This window comes from Saccharicrinis fermentans DSM 9555 = JCM 21142 (assembly GCF_000517085.1).
Taxonomy (GTDB): Bacteria; Bacteroidota; Bacteroidia; order Bacteroidales; family Marinilabiliaceae; genus Saccharicrinis; species Saccharicrinis fermentans.
Genome location: NZ_KI912107.1, coordinates 3,547,636 through 3,567,722 on the forward strand (window position 1 = coordinate 3,547,636; position 20,087 = coordinate 3,567,722).

A 20,087-nucleotide genomic window follows, 5' to 3' on the forward strand; every position below is an offset into this window, starting at 1 on the left:
CTTTTTAGTATTTAATTGTTATACCAAACAAAATAGTTTTTGCACTGGGATAAGAAGCATAGTCCATACCCAAAGAGGAATTCCCTCCCACATTTTTAGTAGTATTAACCGAAGGGTCAAAGCCTGAATAATCGGTCCATGTCCACAAATTTTGACCCGTTGCATAAACTCTTGCTTCGCTCAACCAATTTATTTTTTCGGTATTAAATGAGTATCCCAATTGAAGGTTGCTTAATTTGAGGTAGTCTGACTTTTCGAGATAATAATCAGATACCACAATGGCATCATTTGCTGATTGACCGGAGTTAAGAACATCTTTGGTTACATTTTTACTTGCCAGCAAATTTGACATCACGCTGGTTGCCAGCTTGGTATTATTAAAAAGATAGGCGCCTGACTGCCCCACAAGACTAAAGGACAAATCCACATTTTTATAATTCAACACATTACTCACTCCATAAGTAAATGTAGGCAAAGCACTTTCAGTAATTTGTTTTTCATCACTGACTATTGAAATACCATTATCATCAAATCCTTCATGATGTCTCAGGTAAAAAGAACCCGCAGAATAGCCATTCTTATAAATATTCACTGTCTCTCCAGTAACACCTGACCCAGAGACTCTTCCGGTTAATATTTCACTTAAAGGAAGGTTTTTAACTTCATTTTTGAGAGTAGCTCCATTGAGGTCTATTGTCCACGAAAAGTCTTTTTTTCTAACTAAACGGCTCCCCAAGGAAAACTCGATACCACGATTAACAATCTCACCATCGATATTCGTCCACACATCCGAAATATTTGGCTGAGTAGATGGAATTAAAAGAATAGCATCCGTTGTTGTCTTATTATAATAATCTACAGAGCCATATAGCTTATTATTGAACAGACTGTAATCCAAACCAACATTCAATTGAGAAACAACCTCCCATTTTAAATCATCATTCGCAGTACGCGTAAAGGTAATTCCATTGACGATTGCCTGATCCTGCCCATACATATAGTAACCTGTTGAAGCTTGCTCTGAATAGGTTTCTTTGGTTACCTTATTAGGAACCTCCTGATTACCTGTTTGTCCCCAGCTAGCCCTTATTTTCATATTATTAATAGCTTCAATAGAGCGCATAAATTTCTCCTGAGACAAATTCCACCCCAGTGCAAATGAAGGAAAATAACCATACTTGTTATTTTTGCCAAAGCGTGTTGAACCATCGGCCCTAAGAGATGCTGTTAGTAAATATTTATCCTTGAATGAATAATTTATCCGTCCAAAATAAGACTGTAACTCATTGATCTCTGCAAAACCATCTCCTTCTAACTGAGTTCTACCCCCACTCGGATTATGGGCCGGATTAACACCATTATCTTCAAAGCCAATAAACCCAAACGTGGTTCCCGTTCTTTTAAATCGTTGATAAGAAAAACCTCCCAACCCCCTTAACTTATGAGCTCCTTTCACAAGATTATATGTCATATAATGTTCAATCAAATAATTATACATATCATAATTTTGCTGATAATAAGCCCCGTCACTTTCTATTTCGGAAGTATTAGGATAATAGGTTGTATTTCGTTCCGAATTAGATTTATCTACACCATAGGTCAAGCGATACACTAATCCCTTAAACAATTTTAAACTAAGCTCAAAATTACCCAGCACCCTTAATGTTTGAGTTTGATCATCATAAAAGTCGAGCATATATAAAGGATTATAACTTCCCTCTGTATCAAAGTCGAACAAATCCCCGTTTTCATCATAGACCGGACGAGTTGGGTTGGCTTTTAACATATGGGTTATCAACTCACCTGTAGCACTTGTATTATCACTGGTAGGAACACCAACATCCTTCGTATTTGATGCTGTAATATTTGAACTGATGGTTAATCTGTCATCATCAAAAAACGATTGTTTTACATTGAACCGTCCCGACAATCTCTCAAAACTATTTTCTTCAATGATACCTTCTTGATGTAGATGACTAATGGACATATAATAATGATTTGTCTCTGTATTATTTGAAAATGATAGATTGTTACTGGTCGTTATTGCGCTCCTAAAGAGCGCTTCCTGCCAATCCGTTGATACATCCTGAGCATACATTTGATCCGGATTCACGGTAGCATATTCACTCCCTGTTAACAAATCTAATTTTTTAGCAACATTAGAAACACCCCTATAAGAATCCAGGGTAAAACGCGATTTACCCTTATCTCCTTTTTTTGTGGTAATTAAAACAACACCATTGGAACCTCTCGCACCATAAATGGCGGCGGCTGAAGCATCTTTCAGAACACTTACAGATTCAATATCTGAAGGATTTAGAAAATTAAGTGGATTCTTTGATCTGGAGGATCCGATCCCTTCGTCGATACCACCAGGACTAACATTTTCGTTGGTCAAAGGCATCCCATCAATAACAAATAACGGGGTATTTCCACTACGGATGGAACCCGCCCCCCGAATCATCACATCTACCCCTGCGCCAGGTTCTCCACTGGAGTTTAAGACCCGAACACCTGATATTTTCCCTTGAAATAACTGCTCTGCATTTGACATTACACCCTCATTGAAAGAGTCTGCATTAATCACATCTACAGCGCCTGTAACATCTTTACGATTTTGGCTTGCATAACCTACCACCACCACCTCCGAAAGACCATTGACCGTAGGTTCTAACGCAATATCAAGCTTTGTTCTTCCTTCCAATTTAACAACTTGCTCGTCATAACTTATATACGAAGTTGTAATGGTAGATGTGGGGTAAACATCTAAAAAATATTCTCCATTCATATCCGTGATCGTTCCGGTTGTGGTACCACTCAACATCACAGCAACACCCACCAAAGGTTCTCTAGTGTCAGCATCTACCACCTTACCGCTTAGGGTTATTTTTGAGATCTTTCGAACAGTGATCTTCTCCCCCGAGACTTTATAATCAAAACCAGCCATGCCCCCCAGAAAATCCAGGACTACATAAATAGATTCGTCACTATACTTCAAACTATAGGTTTTATCATCATCAATCACATTATTGGCAAAAGCAAAGTGATAACCTGATTGGTTTTCGATACTTTTAAAAATATTTACCAACGTTTGGTTCTTAACTTCTATAGATACTTTTACTTTCCTTCCGTCTTGTGCCTCCACATTGACACTTACAAAAGCCAACAGACATAATCCACATAAAAATATTCGCAATAATTTCGAATAATTTTTACTTTTTGATTTCCTAATCATCGAATAATTCATACTTTTAAAATTGTTAAAATAATACATGTATAACATTACATTTATGTCCGGAGTCTGCTGGAACAGACTTCGGATTTTTCGTTTCATTAAGTTTTACCCATAAGCATCCTTTATTTTTAATAGATTGATATATAATCTTCATTCATTTCATATTTAAAATTGACCATAAACTGTAGGTCCTTTATGATGCTTGATAAGCTTTCATTGAAATATTGAGTCGTTATCTGTTTTTGCATGATGGCATGATTACTACAATGTATTTTTACACCATAATTTCTTTCTAATACTTTAAGTATGTCCTCAAACCTTAGCTGATTAAAGATTAAATGATTGTTTTGCCAAGCAGTAAAAAGCTGAGAATTGACGACTCTCTTTTCCATCTCGTCGCCCTTATTTTTTAAGTAAGCCTGTTCCCCCGATTGCAAATAAATGCTTTGATGATTTACATCATTTAAAGTAACCTTTACATGACCTGTCTTAACTGTCACACAGCAATATTCATCAGGGTATGCATGAACACTAAATGAAGTACCCAATACGGTTGTAGTAATGTCTCTCGATTGAATAATAAACGGTCGTTGGGAATCTCTCGTGACCTCAAAGAAAGCCTCCCCCTCAAGAGTTACCTTCCGGTGCGTTGTAGAAAATTCACGCGCATACATCAACTTACTTCCTGCATTTAATACCACAACAGAACTATCACTCAACACAACGGTCCGTCTTTCACCATATCTGGTATTCACTGTAACCATAGAAGTTGAAGAATAATTATGCAAGCTCCGTAACAAGCCATACCCTATTCCGAAAACGATCATGATAGAGGCAGCAATCCGGGTAAACCAAGACAAAATACGAATCCGTTTTTGATGTTTTATGCTTGTAACTACATTGCTAAATATTTCCTTTCGGATGGATTCTTTTTCTTGTACATTGGCAAATGCATCGCGTTCATTTTTTGTTTGAAAAAAAACAAAAAAATCATCCATCGTCTTCTTTCCTTTCGCATCAATCTCGTTGGAAATGTATAAATCTAACAGTCGTTTAAATTGTCTATTCTTCATGGTATTTGAGTCATTACACCCATAAGTACCATAAAAAGCATCCTGCACCTATGGCTTTTTATTGATTTTACAATTTGTTAAACCCTGGCAGCAGTAGTTAACAAGTAGCTAATATTGTAGTAAGATTAACGCTACCTTAAAGACAGAAAACCCAAACAGCTATTAGCTGTTTATTTCAATACATACATGACCATCAGTAGCAAACAATAATCATGCATATCCTTTTTAATAATCCTCAAGGCCTTGTTGATCTGATTTTCGACAGTACTAATGGATATATTCAGTTGTTCAGCAACTTTTAGATTGCTTAAGCCTTCGTGGCGACTCAAATAAAATACCTCTGCACATTTTTTAGGTAGTTTATGCATACTTTGCTCCACAACCCCGCACAGTTCTTTATAATTTATCTCATTCTCAACGTTATTAGATGCATTTGATTCTATATTTTCATAAACATCAGCATAAATGCGAAGATTTAAATGATCACGTATAGTTTTTGCGGCTTGAAATTTTACAGACTGGAATAAATAAGATTTCAAATTAGATATTTGCAACTCTCCTCTGCGATTCCATATAGATATAAATACGTCCTGCACCACATCCTTTGCTAGTCCCTCGTCCTTGAGAATATTAAAAGAAAAAAGATACAATTGCTCCCAGTACTCATTGAATAAATCAGTAAAAGTATCCGAATCTCCCTGCTGTATTTTATCGAGTAGTAATCTATGGCGCATGTTCTGTAGCTTATTAAGTGGCAAAAATAGAGAATACTATTACGCCGTAAATTAAGAAATCATTACGTTTATCTTATTATTATCGACCTACCATTGCCCTCCTTCTCCGCATTAAAACCCACATATTCGGCGAATATACCTTCTTCTTAACGCCGTAAAAACTAGCCACTCATATGTCATGGCAGCAAGAAAACTACTGTTTTTTCTGTCTTTGATAAGAAAGCTTCAAAGACAAGGCTTTCGATATTATTGAAACCAAGAAGTTTACTGTTTACAAATGACTGTTTCAAAAATGAGAATAACGCAGTATTCGTAGTTTTCTTGAAAATACTATGTATATGAGTACAATTTTACCTATATAAATATAAAAGAATTATCTTTGCGCACTTAACAATATTTGGGATAGATACATTTGATATGACTTGGAACAGAAAGAGGGGGGAGAGCCAGCATGATTATGCGCTATGGCTATTTAATAGCAACAAACATTATATACGTAACCTGTTGTTATTATACATGAGTTTTTATCCCTTATTCGCAGTAATTGAACACTATGGTGCATCAGGTTCCTTTTTCTCGTCCACCTCAACACTACTCATATCGAGTTTACCATTCTTACTAGTAGCCTACATCAGCACATTTGTAAAAAGATACACGCCATACATACGTATCATTAATGCAACAGCACTATTGGGCATGAGCATTAGCATCTTATCGATGTATGCATCTTTAAGCCCATACCAAACAAGTTTTAACACTTATTACTCCAGTCTCATTATTACCATTGCCACACTCGGCCTATCCATGAGTAGTAAGACGCTGATTTGCATATACATTAGCCTTTCTGCCTGCACATTTATTCTTATTTCATCTTTTGTGCACAAGCTGTATCTCATTGATATGTTTTTGTTTGTGAGTTCAACCACATATGTGATTGTGGCCTCTGGTTTATTTATGGTAGCAGGCATCGTAATAGAACGCTTTTCATTAAAACTTTATAAAGCCCAAAAAAACATTTCACAAGAAAAAGAAAAAATCACCCAGCAAAAAGACAACCTTGAAAATCTGAACCAAACCAAAGATCGTTTCTTTAGCATTATCTCACATGATCTACGAAGTCCTTTTACGGCATTGATTGGCTATTTCGATGTATTATTAAGAAACGAGAAAAATGAATTCAAGGTTAAAAAATCAGATATAGAAAAGATATACCTCCACACCAGGCGAACCTACAATCTACTCAATAACCTATTGAGTTGGAGCAAGGCTCAATTAAACCAATATGTTTTCGAACCCAAACAATATTTTTTGAACGAGATATTTTCAGAAAACAGATCCTTATACCGCGAGATAGCCAAACAAAAAGAGATTAAAATCATACACTCTTTTCCCAACGGAGCGCAGGTATACTGCGACAAAGATATGGTGATTACGATCATCCGAAATTTAATTTTTAATGCCATTAAATACACCAAAACAAAAGGTGAAATATTTGTGACCGCAAAGCAACTATCCGAAAACGAAATGGAAATTGCCATCATTGATAATGGGATTGGCATCTCAAAAGAAGATATTAAAATGATTTTAAGTCCAAACACCCACATTACCAAAAAAGGTACTCATAACGAAAAAGGGGCTGGCATCGGTTTAATCATTTGTAATGACATCCTCAAAATGCACCATTCGAAGATTCAAATCGAAAGTCGCAAAAACGTAGGAAGCAAATTTTTCTTTATCATACCCATACATGCAGACAATGAAAAAAACAAGAAGTAAAAAATCAAAAACGGGCATCATTGCGGGCTTCTTAATAATTACCTGCACCATGATTCATGCACAAAAAAATTATTCCATTTCTCAGAAGGAACTTGATAAATACACCCAATTAAATGATCAAGAAACCCGTTTAAAGGAATATAAGGATGACAAAAATGCGCTTCTCTTAAAACTAAACCAGCTTGCCCATATAAACGCTTCGCGACAACAACATCAAAAGCCACCTGTTCAGTTAGACATATTGGCCTCACGGGTAGCCAACAAAACAGCACAGGAAGCAGCCCGGGAAAATTTCATGGGACACTTTAATCTCCGTGGAGAAAAACCTTATCACCGTTACGCTTTTGCTGGTGGAACAGCACATGTATCAGAAAATGCATCAGCTCTCTCTTCTTCTGATTTATTACCTTCTACACCCAATGATATTACAAAATACATGCAACAAGCACATAATGCCTTTATGGCAGAACAAGCACCCAATGATGGTCACAAACAAAATTGTATAGATACGAATCATAATTATGTGGGTATTGGTTTTTCTTTACACAAAGAACAGTTTAGATATTACGAGGAATTCTTAGATAAATATGTGACGTTTAACAAAACTAAATCTTTCTATAGAAAGAACGAAACCATTAAAATATCCATTAAACCTGACCATAACAAATACTTACATATGATATTGGTATATTATGAGCCATTCCCCACTGCCATGCGCATTTCATCCATCAACAAACAAATGAAATATGACGACTACACAAAAGACTTAGTACACAAAGTACTTCCATGGCAATTACCCCAAACCAATGCAGAAGGCATTAGCGAACTGGAATTTTCTTTTGATAAAAAAGGCTTGTATTACCTACAAATATATCTGGATAACACAGCTTTCACTACCGGAAAGGCCTCCACAAAAAATAAGATACAGGCCTCAGGAATCGTCATTCAAGTCAGGTAAGAGGCCTGGCCCTTTATCAGTAGGTTATCAATGATTATCTTCTTTAATCAACATATAATTCGCAACCCATTGAAATCCTACAAACCCAAAAACAAAGACGACTGTCGTAGAATTAAATATTTCACCAATTAAAAATGTCTGTACAATAGCCACAAACCCAACAACTGCCAAAGCAATAGTATACATCCGTAATCCATATTTATTTTTTGAAGGCGAAAACATTGTCCCCAAAGGCAACATCATTGCAAAACCAAACACTGCAATGGTCAGCATTCTTTCATCACCCAACAAAAAATACAATAACAGTCCACAAATAAACAGGCACAAGCTAGCAGCCACAAAGTTTGAACTCAACTTCTCCTTTTTATCCAGAAGCAACTGACCGTAAGTGTTAAATCTTAAAAACAAATTACTAACAGGAGCAATAATCCAGGTAGAAAATGCGATTAAGGACAACACAACAATTAAGGGAGTTAAGTATGGCTCAAGTCTTTCGTTATTACTGGCAATCATTCTGAGCAATCTGAACAAGAGATAAAAAGAGACTGTAAACTCAACTCTGTCCATAATTTAAAAATTATATTTTTGAGGATTATGGAAAAAAAAGAATTGAACCCCGAGTATATCGCTATGCGTGATATGGCACTCGAACAGTTAAAGAGCGGTAAATCCCTGACGGGTAAGGGTGGAGTTTTTGCACCCATTATAAAGGAGTTTTTGGAGAGCGCTTTGGAGGCCGAGATGGACGAGCATTTGACCTCCGAGCGGCGCTCCCAGGGCAATAAGCGCAACGGCAAGGGTAACAAAACGGTTAGATCCGAAGGCGGTAGTGTGGACATTGAACCGCCCTATGACCGCCACGGGGATTTTGAGCCCGAAATAGTAAAGAAGCGGCAGACCGTTTTGGCAGACAGCCTTGCCCCCAAGATTATTAGCCTTTACGGCAAGGGTATGAGCCTACGTGACATCGGATCATATATCCGGGACATGTACGACGTTGAGGTTTCCCCAACCGTTTTGAGCAACATTACCGACAGGGTGATCCCACAGGTCAAGGAGTGGCAGAACCGACCCCTAGACGATGTTTACCCCATTGTTTGGATGGATGCTATGCACTACAAGGTAAGGGACGGGGGAAGGGTAGTATCGCGCGCCGTATACAATATTTTGGCTATCAACAAAAGCGGCAGGAAGGAACTCATAGGGATGTACATTTCCGAAAGCGAGGGCGCTAACTTCTGGCTGTCGGTATTGACAGACCTAAAGAGCCGCGGAGTAAAGGATATCCTGATTGCCTGTACGGATAATCTGACGGGTTTTTCACAGGCGATATTAAGCATATTCCCCGATACAGAAATTCAAAAGTGCGTGATACACCAAATTCGGAATTCGCTCAAATACGTGGTCTCCAAAGACCAGAAAGAATTTATGAAGGACTTGAAAAAAGTGTACCAAGCCCCAACCAAGCCCCAACCAAGTCACAAGCCGAGAGCGAGCTGATTAACCTAGAAGTAACGTGGGGCAAAAAGTACCCCGTGGTGCTGCGCTCGTGGAACGACAACTGGGAGGAGCTGTCCGCTTACTTTAAATATGACGCCCCCATTAGGAAGCTGATTTATACCACAAACGCCGTCGAAGGCTTCCACAGGCAGGTTCGCAAGGTAACCAAGACCAAGGGTGCGTTTTCCAGCGACATGGCTTTGATGAAACTCATTTATCTGGCCACCGAAAACATATCGAAAAAGTGGACTCAACCCATACAGAACTGGGCATTGACAGCCCAGCAGCTTTGTATCATGTTTGAGGGGAGGTTTGTTATCAATCTGTGAGCACACACCAAATTATAAAAGCGAAGGTAGGTCCGCTTATGAGTTCTGCCAAGGGTATATAAACGGCTTCGTACCTCAGCCGCCCTTGGCAAAAATCATAAGCTCCCCGATGAAGCTTTTAGAAATTGGTTAAAAGAAAAATAATGAGTTAATTTGAAATCGTAAAAAAACAACAGGACAGAGTTCAGCTAACATTCCCGATAAAAACCAATAATAACTCCCCATTGATATTTAGCGGTCAGATTACTCATCCAAAAGGAATATTTCAGAAACACCCTATAAATAGGATTGTTTGCCTTTATGGCCTGAAGCATTCCTAATTGCGCATATTCAAAGGAGGGATCGTTTGCTAAAGCCTCTTTAAAATGGTCCAATGCTTCTTTGTGGTGTCCTTTTTCTAATAAGCCCCATCCATAGTTGGCATGTGTATAAGCATCATTCGGATCTTCTCTCAACGCATCTTGAATCGTTTCAAATGATTCTTCTTTTCTGTTTAATTTATTTAATGCTGTGCTTCTGGCGTTTAGGGCCGACAAGTTTTCTGCATCTATTTCCAAGGCTCTATTAGCCGTTTCGAGAGCCTCATTAAATAATTTTCTTCCCAACTCGATATTTGCTAACAATGCAAAATAATCGGCATCATAAGGATCTAACCCAATGGCCTGATTAACATATTTTTGCGCTTCACTAAACTTATCCTGTTGTATTAAGATACGAGCTTTAACATAGAACAAATGCGGAACATCAGGCGAGAGTCCAATCGCATTTTCAATGATACTATTTGCTTTATCAAATTTATCTTGTTGTAAATTTAACTCTGCAAGCAATGACAAAAAATAAACATTGTCTGAATCCTGTGTAATTAACTCTGAAAGTATTTTTTCTGCATCCACAAATTTCTTCTGTTGAATAAGAATTTCAACTTTCGATAGTCTGCTATCTTCTGCCATGTTACTTTTTAATTTTCATATAGGTTAAAATGTCGTCATAAATGCCCGAATCATTAGCAAACATAGCGAAGTTCTTGGCTGTTGCAAACCACTCCTGCGTGCTCGGCTTATGCTTTTTCAAAGCACTCATTAAGTCGTTTGTCTCAAGTGGCTTTGGAATCCCATCAACAAAGGAAGATTCCATTTTTTGCTCAATAGCAATATCAATTATTGCATCAATATCAGCACCTGAATAATTTTCTGATTTCTTGGCTATGGCTTTAATATCGACAGTGCCCGCAGGTTTATTCTGAAGTTTTAATCTTAAAATGGATTCTCGTGTTTTTACATCTGGTGGCGATACAAATACAATTCTGTCAAACCTGCCAGGGCGTCTAAAGGCGGAGTCTAAATTCCAGGGAGTGTTTGTTGCACCAATGACCAAAACACCTTCATTTGTACTATCAATCCCGTCAAGTTCTTGCAAAAACTGATTTATCAAGTGTCTACCACTGGATTGTTTCATATCACTTCTGCTGGCTCCTAAAGCATCTATTTCGTCAATAAAAAGAACACAAGGCGTGTGATTTCTAGCTAACTCAAAGATTTCATGAAGATTTTTTTCACTGCTACCAACCCACATATCTAAAATGTCATTTAAACTAACACTAATAAACCTGGCATTTATTTGACCTGCGGTTGCTTTAGCTATGAAGGTTTTACCACAGCCCGGAGGTCCATAAAGCAAAATCCCTCCACCGATTTTTTTACCATAGGCTTTATATAATTCAGGATGAAGAAGTGGTTTTATAATTTTCAATTCAATTTCTTTTTTTACAACATCCATACCACCCACATCACTAAAGTTAATAGTAGGCTTTTGTAAAAAGCGACTATCAAGCTCTTCTTCTGTTTCGCTTAGCTCATTGCTACCTCTTAGTCGCAATTGCTGATCCAGCTCTTCATCAAAATAACTGGGATCAATACTTAAGGCTTTTTTATAGGCCTCTATTGCTTTATCGATTGCATTTTCTTTTAAAAGTCCTTTGGCATATAAGGTATATACATCCGTATCTTTAGTTCCGTTGCCAATTACCTCCTCTAATATTACGTTACAGGCCGAATAACTACCTTTCTTAAAAAACACATGCGCAAGTCCAATTTTCACTTCGTCATCATTCGTACATTTTAAAAGCACCAAATATTCCGCCTCTGCTTCTTCAAATCTATTCAACATCAATAAATTATCCGCCAACAACTTTCTTAAAGGAATATTGTCAGGAGAGTGCTTCAATGCTTCTCTTAAACTGTTAATTGTATTACTGTCCATATTTATATCCGCTGTTACATTATCACCTTATTTCTAGTCTTAACAGACTATACACATCATTTACAACCTTCTAACTCCATCCAACCTTCTGTTAGTATTTACACCTTACTCAGTGAACGCCACACTTTTTAATATAAAATCTACAATTGGTTTTGGATTTTTTAAACAATGCGGATGATGTCCTACACCTTCTTTTTTGATTAACTCAATGTGTCCTCCTGCCTCTTCAAATTTCTTGACTAATAAAGCAGTATTTTCTTCATAAGGCACAACCTGATCTGAATCCCCATATACATGCATTACAGGAATACCTGCTTGGGCAATGTTCACGCAATTATTAATAGGAATATTCGTAAATGTTCTGACAGAAACCGTGTCTAAATTGTAGACCTTTAAACAAGTCTCCCAGGCTTTGGCACTTCCCTTTCCTCTATACATTCCACCTGGCCAACTTTTAATATCACAAACAGGCGCATCCGCGTAAATACAAAAAACTTTATCCGTATTCTTTGATGCCCAATTATACACAATTAAGCCCCCTCTACTCATTCCTTCCAGAACAACTTTCTTATTAAGCTTATAATTTGATATACAATATGAATAAAACTCATTCCACAAATCCACCGCTTCATCATTCCCAAACAGGTTAGAAACATCGACATAAACAAGGTGAAATCCTTGCTCCAGCAATGCTTTATCAACTTGCGGTTCATGCCCCCAAAATCGGGCCCTCCAAATCCAGTAATTGTTTTTATTTGATGCATGAGGAAAAACAATTCTCGCCTCATGCCCCTTAAATGTAAACTCTTTTACTTTATATTCTGCAAATACTTTATCAATCCCAAACGATGAGATGCTTATTAAAAATGTTAATACAATAAAAAAAATTACCCTCTTCATATATGTAGATTTTATGTTACTAAGCGTCGTCCTAATAAAAACAGGCCTCAAGATATGGAAAAAATCTTATTGAATAACTTTTGACAAATTTGATATTTCTTACACCAGTGTCCAAAAGTCAGCCTTGACCACTACGTTTTTTTTGCACTCGCAAAAAGTGCCACTTGCTAACGGTTCGAAGCCTTACCTCCGCCATTTGATGGGACTTGCACCCTCTGGATAAAATACAGCACAACCCAAGGTTTATTGAAGATAATTTGTGTTTTTTAAACTTTTTCAACAACTTAGGGCTGTAGGTATACTGCAAGCCCATGCAGGGCACACCAATAAAAAACATAGGGCGTCAAGTGCTAAATTTGAACAATACAACATTAAGCAAGGGGTACAGTAAATAAATGTACTTTGAAATACCCAACGCTTTTTATTGCCACTGCTGTGCATAGTTTCTTGAAGACATTTATGGAATTTACTAAACTTATGCACCCTGATAGAAAACAAATATTAAGAAACGAGCCATGATAAAAGGTTTCACCCACAGGAGAATAATTGATTTAGGCGAGTTCCATATGTCCTTTGAAAAAATAAACTTAATCATATGAAAGCAATAAACATTTTACTATTAATTCTGATTTTCAGCAATGTATTCTCACAAGAGATTTTAGAAAAAGAAATTAAAACCGAAGTAACTGAAGTAACGGTTTTCCTTAACGGAGCGCAAATAGTTCGAAAAAAAGGAGTTGATTTGACAAAAGGCAAATCGATTATCAAATTTGTTAATTTATCTCCGTTTATTGATGCTAAAAGCGTTCAGGTAAAAGCTGAAGGAGAATTAACTGTTTTATCAGTCAATCATCAGCAAAATTATTTGGATAAAATGGAAAAATCGATTGAATTGACTGATTTAGAAAAACAGCTTGAAACGATTGAGGATAAAATTAAATTAGAAAATACTTATTTGTCAATAATTAAGGAAGAACTGACATTTTTACAGAAGAATCAATACATTGGTGGGAAGAACGAACAAGTTAGTGTTACAAACCTTCAACAAGCATCAGATTTTTACAGTAAGAAGTTGACTTCATTGAAAATGAAGGAAATAGAGAGAAACAAAACGCTTAAGTCATTAAATACACAAAAAAATGATTTACAAAATCAAATAAAAACCTTGACAAGCAAAAAAGAATACCCATCAGGAGAAATATTAGTAAAAGTAGATGCTAAACAGACTAATAAGTTTTCATTGGAATTAACATATTTGGTTAAAAATGCAGGTTGGTTTCCATCGTACGACATTAGAGCAAAAAATGTAAATGAACCAGTACAATTGATTTATAAGGCAAATGTTAAGCAAGATACAAAAGTTGATTGGTCAAATGTCAAACTAAAGTTCTCATCTGCAGACCCAAACATTTCTAGTATCGCACCCGAACTACAAACGTATTTTTTAAATTATAATACTTTACCTCCATCATATAAATTGACTGAAAATAATGTAAGAGGTAAAGTAGTTGATAGTAACGGTGAACCATTACCAGGTGCCAGCGTGCTTGTTCAAGGTACGACTATTGGAACAGTAGCTGACTTAGAAGGGAATTATTCTATTACAATTCCGAATAATTCGAGCCTGTTAACATATGCACACATTGGTTTTTATTCAAAGACTTTACCAATTACAAATTCTGTTATGAATATTGCCCTAGAAGAAAATGAAATAGATATTCAAGAAGTAGTTGTAACCGCATACGGCTCAGAGAAAAAAGCATCAAAAGCGTTACGAGGCAGCGTTGCTGGTATTGATATTGACAAATCAATAAAAATAAGAGGTACAAATAGTTTAGCGATACCAACAGCACAGGTTGAAAATCAAACAACAGTTGATTTCGAAATCAATACACCATATACAATTAAATCTGACAATAAAAACTATACCGTTGATATGGAGGTATATGACTTACCTGCATTTTATCAATATTATTGTGTGCCAAAGGTCAATAAAGATGCTTTTTTAATAGCTAATATCATCGATTGGGAGAAATACAATTTATTAGAAGGTGAGGCAAATGTATTTTTTGAGGATACTTATGTAGGTAAGACGCTTTTGGATGTACGTTACGCCTCTGACACATTAGAAATTTCGTTGGGACGCGATAAAAAAGTATCTGTTAATCGTGAAAAAATAAAGAATTTCACTAATAAACAATTTATTGGAAACAAAAAAGAAGAAACCCGAGCATGGAAAACAACTGTTAAAAACAATAAAAGCCAAGCGATTAACATGATAATCCTTGACCAAGTTCCTGTTTCTACAATAGAAGAGATTGAGGTTAATATTCAGAATATATCAGGAGCAAAACAAAATTCAGAAACCGGAGAGATAAAATGGGAATTTGAATTAAAACCAAATGATAAAAAGGATTTTGAATTAAGATATTCAGTTAAACATCCAAAATATAGAAATTTGATAGTGGAATAAAAACGATGCACCATCGAGCAGGGAAAGGGGGTTTTTCACCCCTAATCCTCTCTCTGAACCGTACGTGATGATCATTGCTAATGATCTTGCAGACATGTTCTGCTTGAGTTTTCCTTTGGCATATCAATAAGGCTTACCCCAACTACCCACAAAAAGACCGCAGGGTTGGCCAATACAATAGCGGTAGCCGGCGGTGGCGAGAAGTTATAACTTGCGGTGGTAGTGCGCAGGACGGAATTGGAGGTCTTTGATAATATAAATCCTTTACCACACGATAAGGTTCTTCATGTATTGCCGAAACGCCCAACGTTTAACAAAAAGGGAAAATATCACACATTTTCTAAAGAAAATAGTTACAAGAGTACGGTAATCATTACTTTTGCAGAAAAATTTTAAAGCGTGAGTCAGTCTAACATCCTCAGGGAGTATCAGAACAATCCATTAATAGATCGTGTAAAAACAGCCATTACCGACACCCGTCAACACATTTTCATCGAAGGCACTACCGGCTCTTTTAAAAGCGTACTCATGGCAACGTGTTTGGGCAAACACTCCTATTTAGCGGTAATGAACGACAAGGAAGAAGCTGCTTATTTTTACAATGACCTCGTACAGCTGATAGGCGAAGAAAATGTATATTTTTTACCTTCCACCTACAAGCGCTCTCCTGAATATGGCAACTTGGAATCATCTAACATTATACTACGCACAGAAGCCTTAAATTATTTGGCGAATACAAAAAAGCCAGGCATTGTAGTAAGTTACCCCCTTGCTTTTTTTGAAAAAGTACCTAACAACACACAATTAAAAGACGCTACTTTAAACATTAAAAATGGCGAACAACTAGATATATCCTTTGTAACAGAGGTTTTAAACGAGTACAAATTCGAGCGCGTAGATTTTGTTTATGAGCCCGGTCAGTTTTCGGTTAGAGGTAGTATTATTGACATTTACTCCTTTGCGAACGAAGACCCTTACCGCATAGATTTTTTTGGTGACGAGGTAGATACCATCCGCACCTTCGATTTAGAAAACCAGCTTTCTAAAACCAAACTCAGCGAAATAGCTATCATACCAAATTTAAGCACAGCTAACCATAACGATAACATATCCTTATTGGATTTTATCGATACAGAAACGCGCGTCTGGGCTTACGACATCGATTATATCGTCCATAAGATAAAGGACGCACACACCAAGATCGTGCATCGCAATAGTCAACGATCAGAAGACCAAAGCATCCCTTCACCTGAAATGTTTGTTGATGGAGAAACAATCCTGGAGCAGCTCAATCACAAACAATGCGTCGAATTCGGAAAAAAAAGCACCTTTAAGAATGCACTGACAATCACCTTTAAAACCACACCACAACCCGCCTTCAACAAAAATTTCGATTTACTTCAAGAAGACCTCATAAGCAAAGAAGAAGGCGGTTATCGGACATTTATTTTAGCCGACAATCCCAAACAACACGAACGACTCTCAGCCATTTTCGAAGACAAAGGAAGCCGTGTTAATTATGCGGCACAGAACAAAACCTTGCACGAAGGTTTTATAGATCACGATCTGCAACTTTGTTTTTACACCGACCACCAAATCTTTGAGCGCTATCACAAGTTCAGTCTCCGAACCGACAGAGCCCGAATCGCAAAACAAGCCATCTCTCTAAAAGAGATAAGCCGATTAAACCCTGGGGATTACGTAGTACATGTAGACCATGGTATTGGACGCTTTGGAGGACTCGTCACCTCGGATGTTAATGGCAAAAAACAAGAAGTTATACGGCTGGTTTTTAAAGACAACGACGTATTATTGGTAAGCATTCACTCCTTGCATCGCATTAGCAAATACAAGAGCAAAGAGGGCGAACCCCCACGCATCAACAAGCTTGGAACTGCTGCCTGGCAAAAGATCAAAGACAAGACCAAGAAGAAAGTAAAAGACATTGCCCGGGAATTGATTGCATTATATGCCAAACGTAAGCAAGAACCAGGCTTCGCATTCTCACCCGACAGTTATTTACAAACCGAATTAGAAGCATCCTTCATATATGAGGACACTCCCGATCAGGAGAAGTCGTCCCGACTGGTAAAGGAAGCTATGGAAAAAGACACACCGATGGATATGCTGGTCTGTGGAGATGTGGGCTTTGGCAAAACCGAAATAGCCATACGTGCAGCGTTCAAAGCGGTGGCCGACAATAAACAAGTAGCCGTATTGGTACCAACCACCATATTGGCCATGCAACATTACAAAACATTTACCGAGCGCCTTAAAGATTTCCCCTGTGAAATCGACTATATCAGCCGGTTACGTAAACCCAAGGAGATCAAACATGCACTCAATAGATTAAAAACAGGCGAACTCAATATTTTAATAGGAACACACCGTCTGATAGGCAAAGATGTAGCATTTAAAGATATGGGTTTATTGATCATCGACGAAGAACAACGCTTTGGAGTGAGCATCAAAGAGAAACTAAAAAAGATAAAAGTTAATGTAGACACACTAACCTTAACAGCCACCCCCATACCCCGTACACTTCAATTTTCGCTTATGGGGGCCCGCGATTTGTCCATACTAAACACACCGCCTCCCAACCGTCATCCCATCTTAACCGAATTACACACCATCAACGACGAGATTATAAAAGAAGCAATCTCCTATGAAATAGACAGAAATGGCCAGGTATTCTTTATTCATAACCGGGTACAGAACATTTATGAAGTGGAAGCCATGGTCAACCGAATTATGCCCACAATAAAAACCGTAGTGGCACATGGACAGATGGAAGGACGACAGTTAGAAAAGATCATGCTCGACTTCATCAATGGTGATTACGACGTTCTTATTGCCACTACCATTATTGAATCAGGACTAGACATTCCCAATGCCAACACCATCATCATTAACAACGCCAACCATTTTGGATTAAGTGAATTACACCAATTAAGAGGTAGAGTTGGGCGATCCAACAAAAAAGCTTTTTGTTACCTTTTGGCTCCTCCCCTAACCTCCGTTACACAAGAAGCCCGAAGACGACTAAAAATCATAGAAGAATTTTCAGACTTAGGAAGTGGCTTTAATATCTCGATGCAGGATTTGGACTTGCGAGGTGCAGGAAACCTATTGGGTGGGGAACAAAGTGGTTTTATTGCTGACATTGGTTTTGAAACCTATCATAGAATTTTAAATGAAGCCATACTCGAACTTAAAGAAACAGAATTCAAAGAATTATACCAAGAAGAAATAAATCAGGTGACCGATAAAAACATCCAATTTGTATCGGACTGCACCATTGAAACAGATGCCAGGCTATTGCTACCTGACGATTATGTAGAAAATGTAGCAGAAAGAATGCAGCTTTACCGCAAACTCGATGGCTTAAAAGACGAAGAAGAATTGGAAGCGTACAAATCAGAACTAACAGATAGATTTGGTGCAATCCCCAGCTCAACCCTAGAACTCATTCAGGTAGTTCAAATCAGATGGCATGCCATTGATCTGGGTATTGAAAAAATCATCTTCAAAAATAACAAACTGATGATACATTTCGTATCCAACCCAGAATCACCCTATTACCAGTCTCCTGTATTTACAGGTATTTTAGCTTACCTCCAAACACAAGCAAAAAACGTAAAAATGCAAGAAAAAGGAGGAAAACTAAGCATGGTCTTTCCTTCCATAGACAATATCACCAGTGTGAAGAAAATTTTTAATGATATTCACACATCTATATTCTCTAAAGTGAACCACAACGCTGACTAAGAATTATCTCATCCAACTCTCCATTAATAGAGCAAACCACATAGAGGTCAAAGACACATGAATAGTTATTTTTGAAAACCACTTCTACCTGCTGACCTTTATGTGATTTGCAATCTACCTTTTTCAGTTCTTCCAACCAAGAAATGTCAGTATCCAATAAGGAACTAAACACAACTCCTTCAAGACCATCAACCCCCAACAACTTTTGAGAATAGGCATTACTTCGCACGATCTCAAAATGATCATTGAGCACAAAGCTCATACTATCCCTGTCAAAAATAACTTTTTCGTATACCTTATTCTTTCTCTCACTAATTTTACGAACCGATACATCTCTAAAGATTAGCTGAATAGACTGATGATTATTGAATTTCACCTTCGACCCTGTTATTTCGGCCCAGTAATAGTCGCCATGTACAGTTTTCATCTTTGCCAAAAAGGGATCAATTCTTACATCCTTAGACACAGAAGAATCTATTATATCAGAAAATTCACTATAACTCTTATCTGCAACAAAGTCTTTTATGGGCAAGCCCATCACATCCTCAATGTAATGTGTCTTAAAAACATCTAATCCCAGCCTATTTAAATAAGTTATCTTACCATCTCTAACCACAATAATGGGCATGGGCGAATCCGAGATAAACTCGCGATATCCCCTTTCTCGCTCCTTTTGTTCAATATCAACTTTATGCTTAAAAAAAGCCAGATCGATACTAATTCCCAATTCCTTTTTATTAATAGGTTTCACCAAATAACCATATGAGTTAGATACAATGGCACGCTCTATAACGGGAGAAGAAGTGTCACTGGATATATAGATAATAGGCACCTCTAACTCGCGTTTTAACATTTCAGCGGTTTGTATACCATCCAGATCACCCTCTAAATGAATATCCATCAATACAACATCGGGTTTAAGCTCCTTACACATCTCAATAGCCTCTTTACCAGAACTGGTTCGCCCTACCAACTCGTGCCCTAAGTCGCGCAAAAACATGGTAAAAATTGCTGTAATAAAACGGTCATCTTCAACAATAAATACTTTTCTCATAATGTATATACCCATTTATTTGGTTTCG

The 20,087-nt window shown here is 37.3% G+C and carries 12 protein-coding genes and 1 pseudogene; 5 read left to right on the forward strand and 8 right to left on the reverse strand.

Translation table 11 applies throughout. From position 1 onward, the window contains the following. Positions 1-4: 4 nt before the first annotated feature. The 3 genes from CYTFE_RS0114415 to CYTFE_RS0114425 all read right to left on the reverse strand — a co-directional run bounded on the left by CYTFE_RS0114415 (position 5) and on the right by CYTFE_RS0114425 (position 5,042). Positions 5-3,235: a SusC/RagA family TonB-linked outer membrane protein gene (locus tag CYTFE_RS0114415; protein ID WP_211238181.1), complete on the reverse strand. Its 3,231-nt coding sequence runs from the start codon at positions 3,233-3,235 to the stop codon at positions 5-7. A 128-nt stretch (positions 3,236-3,363) separates the two neighbouring features. Beyond that, positions 3,364-4,308: a FecR family protein gene (locus CYTFE_RS0114420; protein WP_152541893.1), complete on the reverse strand. Its 945-nt coding sequence runs from the start codon at positions 4,306-4,308 to the stop codon at positions 3,364-3,366. A gap of 170 nt (positions 4,309-4,478) precedes the next feature. Further along, complete coding sequence (locus CYTFE_RS0114425) at positions 4,479-5,042, reverse strand: RNA polymerase sigma factor (RefSeq protein ID WP_027472359.1); 564 nt, start codon at positions 5,040-5,042, stop codon at positions 4,479-4,481. A 417-nt stretch (positions 5,043-5,459) separates the two neighbouring features. Between CYTFE_RS0114425 and CYTFE_RS0114430 the strand changes: the two genes are divergently transcribed. Continuing rightward, positions 5,460-6,818, forward strand: a complete 1,359-nt coding sequence (locus tag CYTFE_RS0114430) for a sensor histidine kinase (protein ID WP_081736001.1) — start codon at positions 5,460-5,462, stop codon at positions 6,816-6,818. Then, entirely contained in the window at positions 6,799-7,776 is a 978-nt protein-coding gene (locus tag CYTFE_RS0114435) for a CAP domain-containing protein (RefSeq protein WP_027472361.1), read from the forward strand. Before CYTFE_RS0114430 ends, CYTFE_RS0114435 begins: the two co-directional genes overlap by 20 nt. A gap of 27 nt (positions 7,777-7,803) precedes the next feature. Here the strand turns inward: CYTFE_RS0114435 and CYTFE_RS26635 are convergent, their stop codons facing one another. Further along, positions 7,804-8,343 (reverse strand): hypothetical protein, encoded by a 540-nt coding sequence (locus tag CYTFE_RS26635; protein WP_154665680.1) that lies wholly within the window; start codon positions 8,341-8,343, stop codon positions 7,804-7,806. A gap of 27 nt (positions 8,344-8,370) precedes the next feature. Between CYTFE_RS26635 and CYTFE_RS26640 the strand changes: the two are divergent. Beyond that, positions 8,371-9,605 (forward strand): annotated as a pseudogene (locus tag CYTFE_RS26640) (IS256 family transposase). 188 nt (positions 9,606-9,793) lie between these two features. Here the strand turns inward: CYTFE_RS26640 and CYTFE_RS26645 are convergent. From CYTFE_RS26645 to CYTFE_RS26650, 3 genes are all read right to left on the reverse strand, one after another. After that, positions 9,794-10,555 (reverse strand): tetratricopeptide repeat protein, encoded by a 762-nt coding sequence (locus CYTFE_RS26645; protein ID WP_052343211.1) that lies wholly within the window; start codon positions 10,553-10,555, stop codon positions 9,794-9,796. A 1-nt stretch (position 10,556) separates the two neighbouring features. After that, a complete protein-coding gene (locus CYTFE_RS0114455) occupies positions 10,557-11,864 on the reverse strand; it encodes an ATP-binding protein (RefSeq protein WP_027472362.1) in 1,308 nt (435 codons plus the stop codon). Positions 11,865-11,969: 105 nt separating this feature from the next. Continuing rightward, positions 11,970-12,764 carry an alpha/beta hydrolase family protein gene (locus CYTFE_RS26650; protein WP_044214171.1) on the reverse strand — a complete coding sequence of 265 codons (795 nt, stop codon included), beginning with the start codon at positions 12,762-12,764 and terminating at the stop codon, positions 11,970-11,972. A gap of 595 nt (positions 12,765-13,359) precedes the next feature. Between CYTFE_RS26650 and CYTFE_RS0114465 the strand changes: the two genes are divergently transcribed. Then, positions 13,360-15,237 carry a DUF4139 domain-containing protein gene (locus CYTFE_RS0114465; protein ID WP_027472363.1) on the forward strand — a complete coding sequence of 626 codons (1,878 nt, stop codon included), beginning with the start codon at positions 13,360-13,362 and terminating at the stop codon, positions 15,235-15,237. A gap of 399 nt (positions 15,238-15,636) precedes the next feature. Further along, complete coding sequence (gene mfd, locus CYTFE_RS26655) at positions 15,637-19,005, forward strand: transcription-repair coupling factor (RefSeq protein WP_044214170.1); 3,369 nt, start codon at positions 15,637-15,639, stop codon at positions 19,003-19,005. Here mfd and CYTFE_RS26660 read toward each other — a convergent pair. Then, on the reverse strand, positions 18,980-20,059 hold the full coding sequence (locus CYTFE_RS26660) for an ATP-binding response regulator (protein WP_161636321.1): 1,080 nt from the start codon (positions 20,057-20,059) through the stop codon (positions 18,980-18,982). The two genes, mfd and CYTFE_RS26660, sit on opposite strands and share 26 nt — an antisense overlap. Positions 20,060-20,087: the final 28 nt, after the last annotated feature.

Bases quoted from the DNA above. Each gene is read 5' to 3' on its own strand.
- CYTFE_RS26645 (WP_052343211.1), bottom strand. From the start codon at position 10,555: ATGGCAGAAGATAGCAGACTATCGAAAGTTGAAATTCTTATTCAACAG.
- CYTFE_RS26660 (WP_161636321.1), bottom strand. From the start codon at position 20,059: ATGAGAAAAGTATTTATTGTTGAAGATGACCGTTTTATTACAGCAATT.
- CYTFE_RS26635 (WP_154665680.1), bottom strand. From the start codon at position 8,343: ATGGACAGAGTTGAGTTTACAGTCTCTTTTTATCTCTTGTTCAGATTG.
- CYTFE_RS0114455 (WP_027472362.1), bottom strand. From the start codon at position 11,864: ATGGACAGTAATACAATTAACAGTTTAAGAGAAGCATTGAAGCACTCT.
- CYTFE_RS0114435 (WP_027472361.1), top strand. From the start codon at position 6,799: ATGAAAAAAACAAGAAGTAAAAAATCAAAAACGGGCATCATTGCGGGC.
- CYTFE_RS26650 (WP_044214171.1), bottom strand. From the start codon at position 12,764: ATGAAGAGGGTAATTTTTTTTATTGTATTAACATTTTTAATAAGCATC.
- CYTFE_RS0114420 (WP_152541893.1), bottom strand. From the start codon at position 4,308: ATGAAGAATAGACAATTTAAACGACTGTTAGATTTATACATTTCCAAC.
- CYTFE_RS0114415 (WP_211238181.1), bottom strand. From the start codon at position 3,235: ATGATTAGGAAATCAAAAAGTAAAAATTATTCGAAATTATTGCGAATA.
- CYTFE_RS0114430 (WP_081736001.1), top strand. From the start codon at position 5,460: ATGACTTGGAACAGAAAGAGGGGGGAGAGCCAGCATGATTATGCGCTA.
- CYTFE_RS0114425 (WP_027472359.1), bottom strand. From the start codon at position 5,042: ATGCGCCATAGATTACTACTCGATAAAATACAGCAGGGAGATTCGGAT.
- CYTFE_RS0114465 (WP_027472363.1), top strand. From the start codon at position 13,360: ATGAAAGCAATAAACATTTTACTATTAATTCTGATTTTCAGCAATGTA.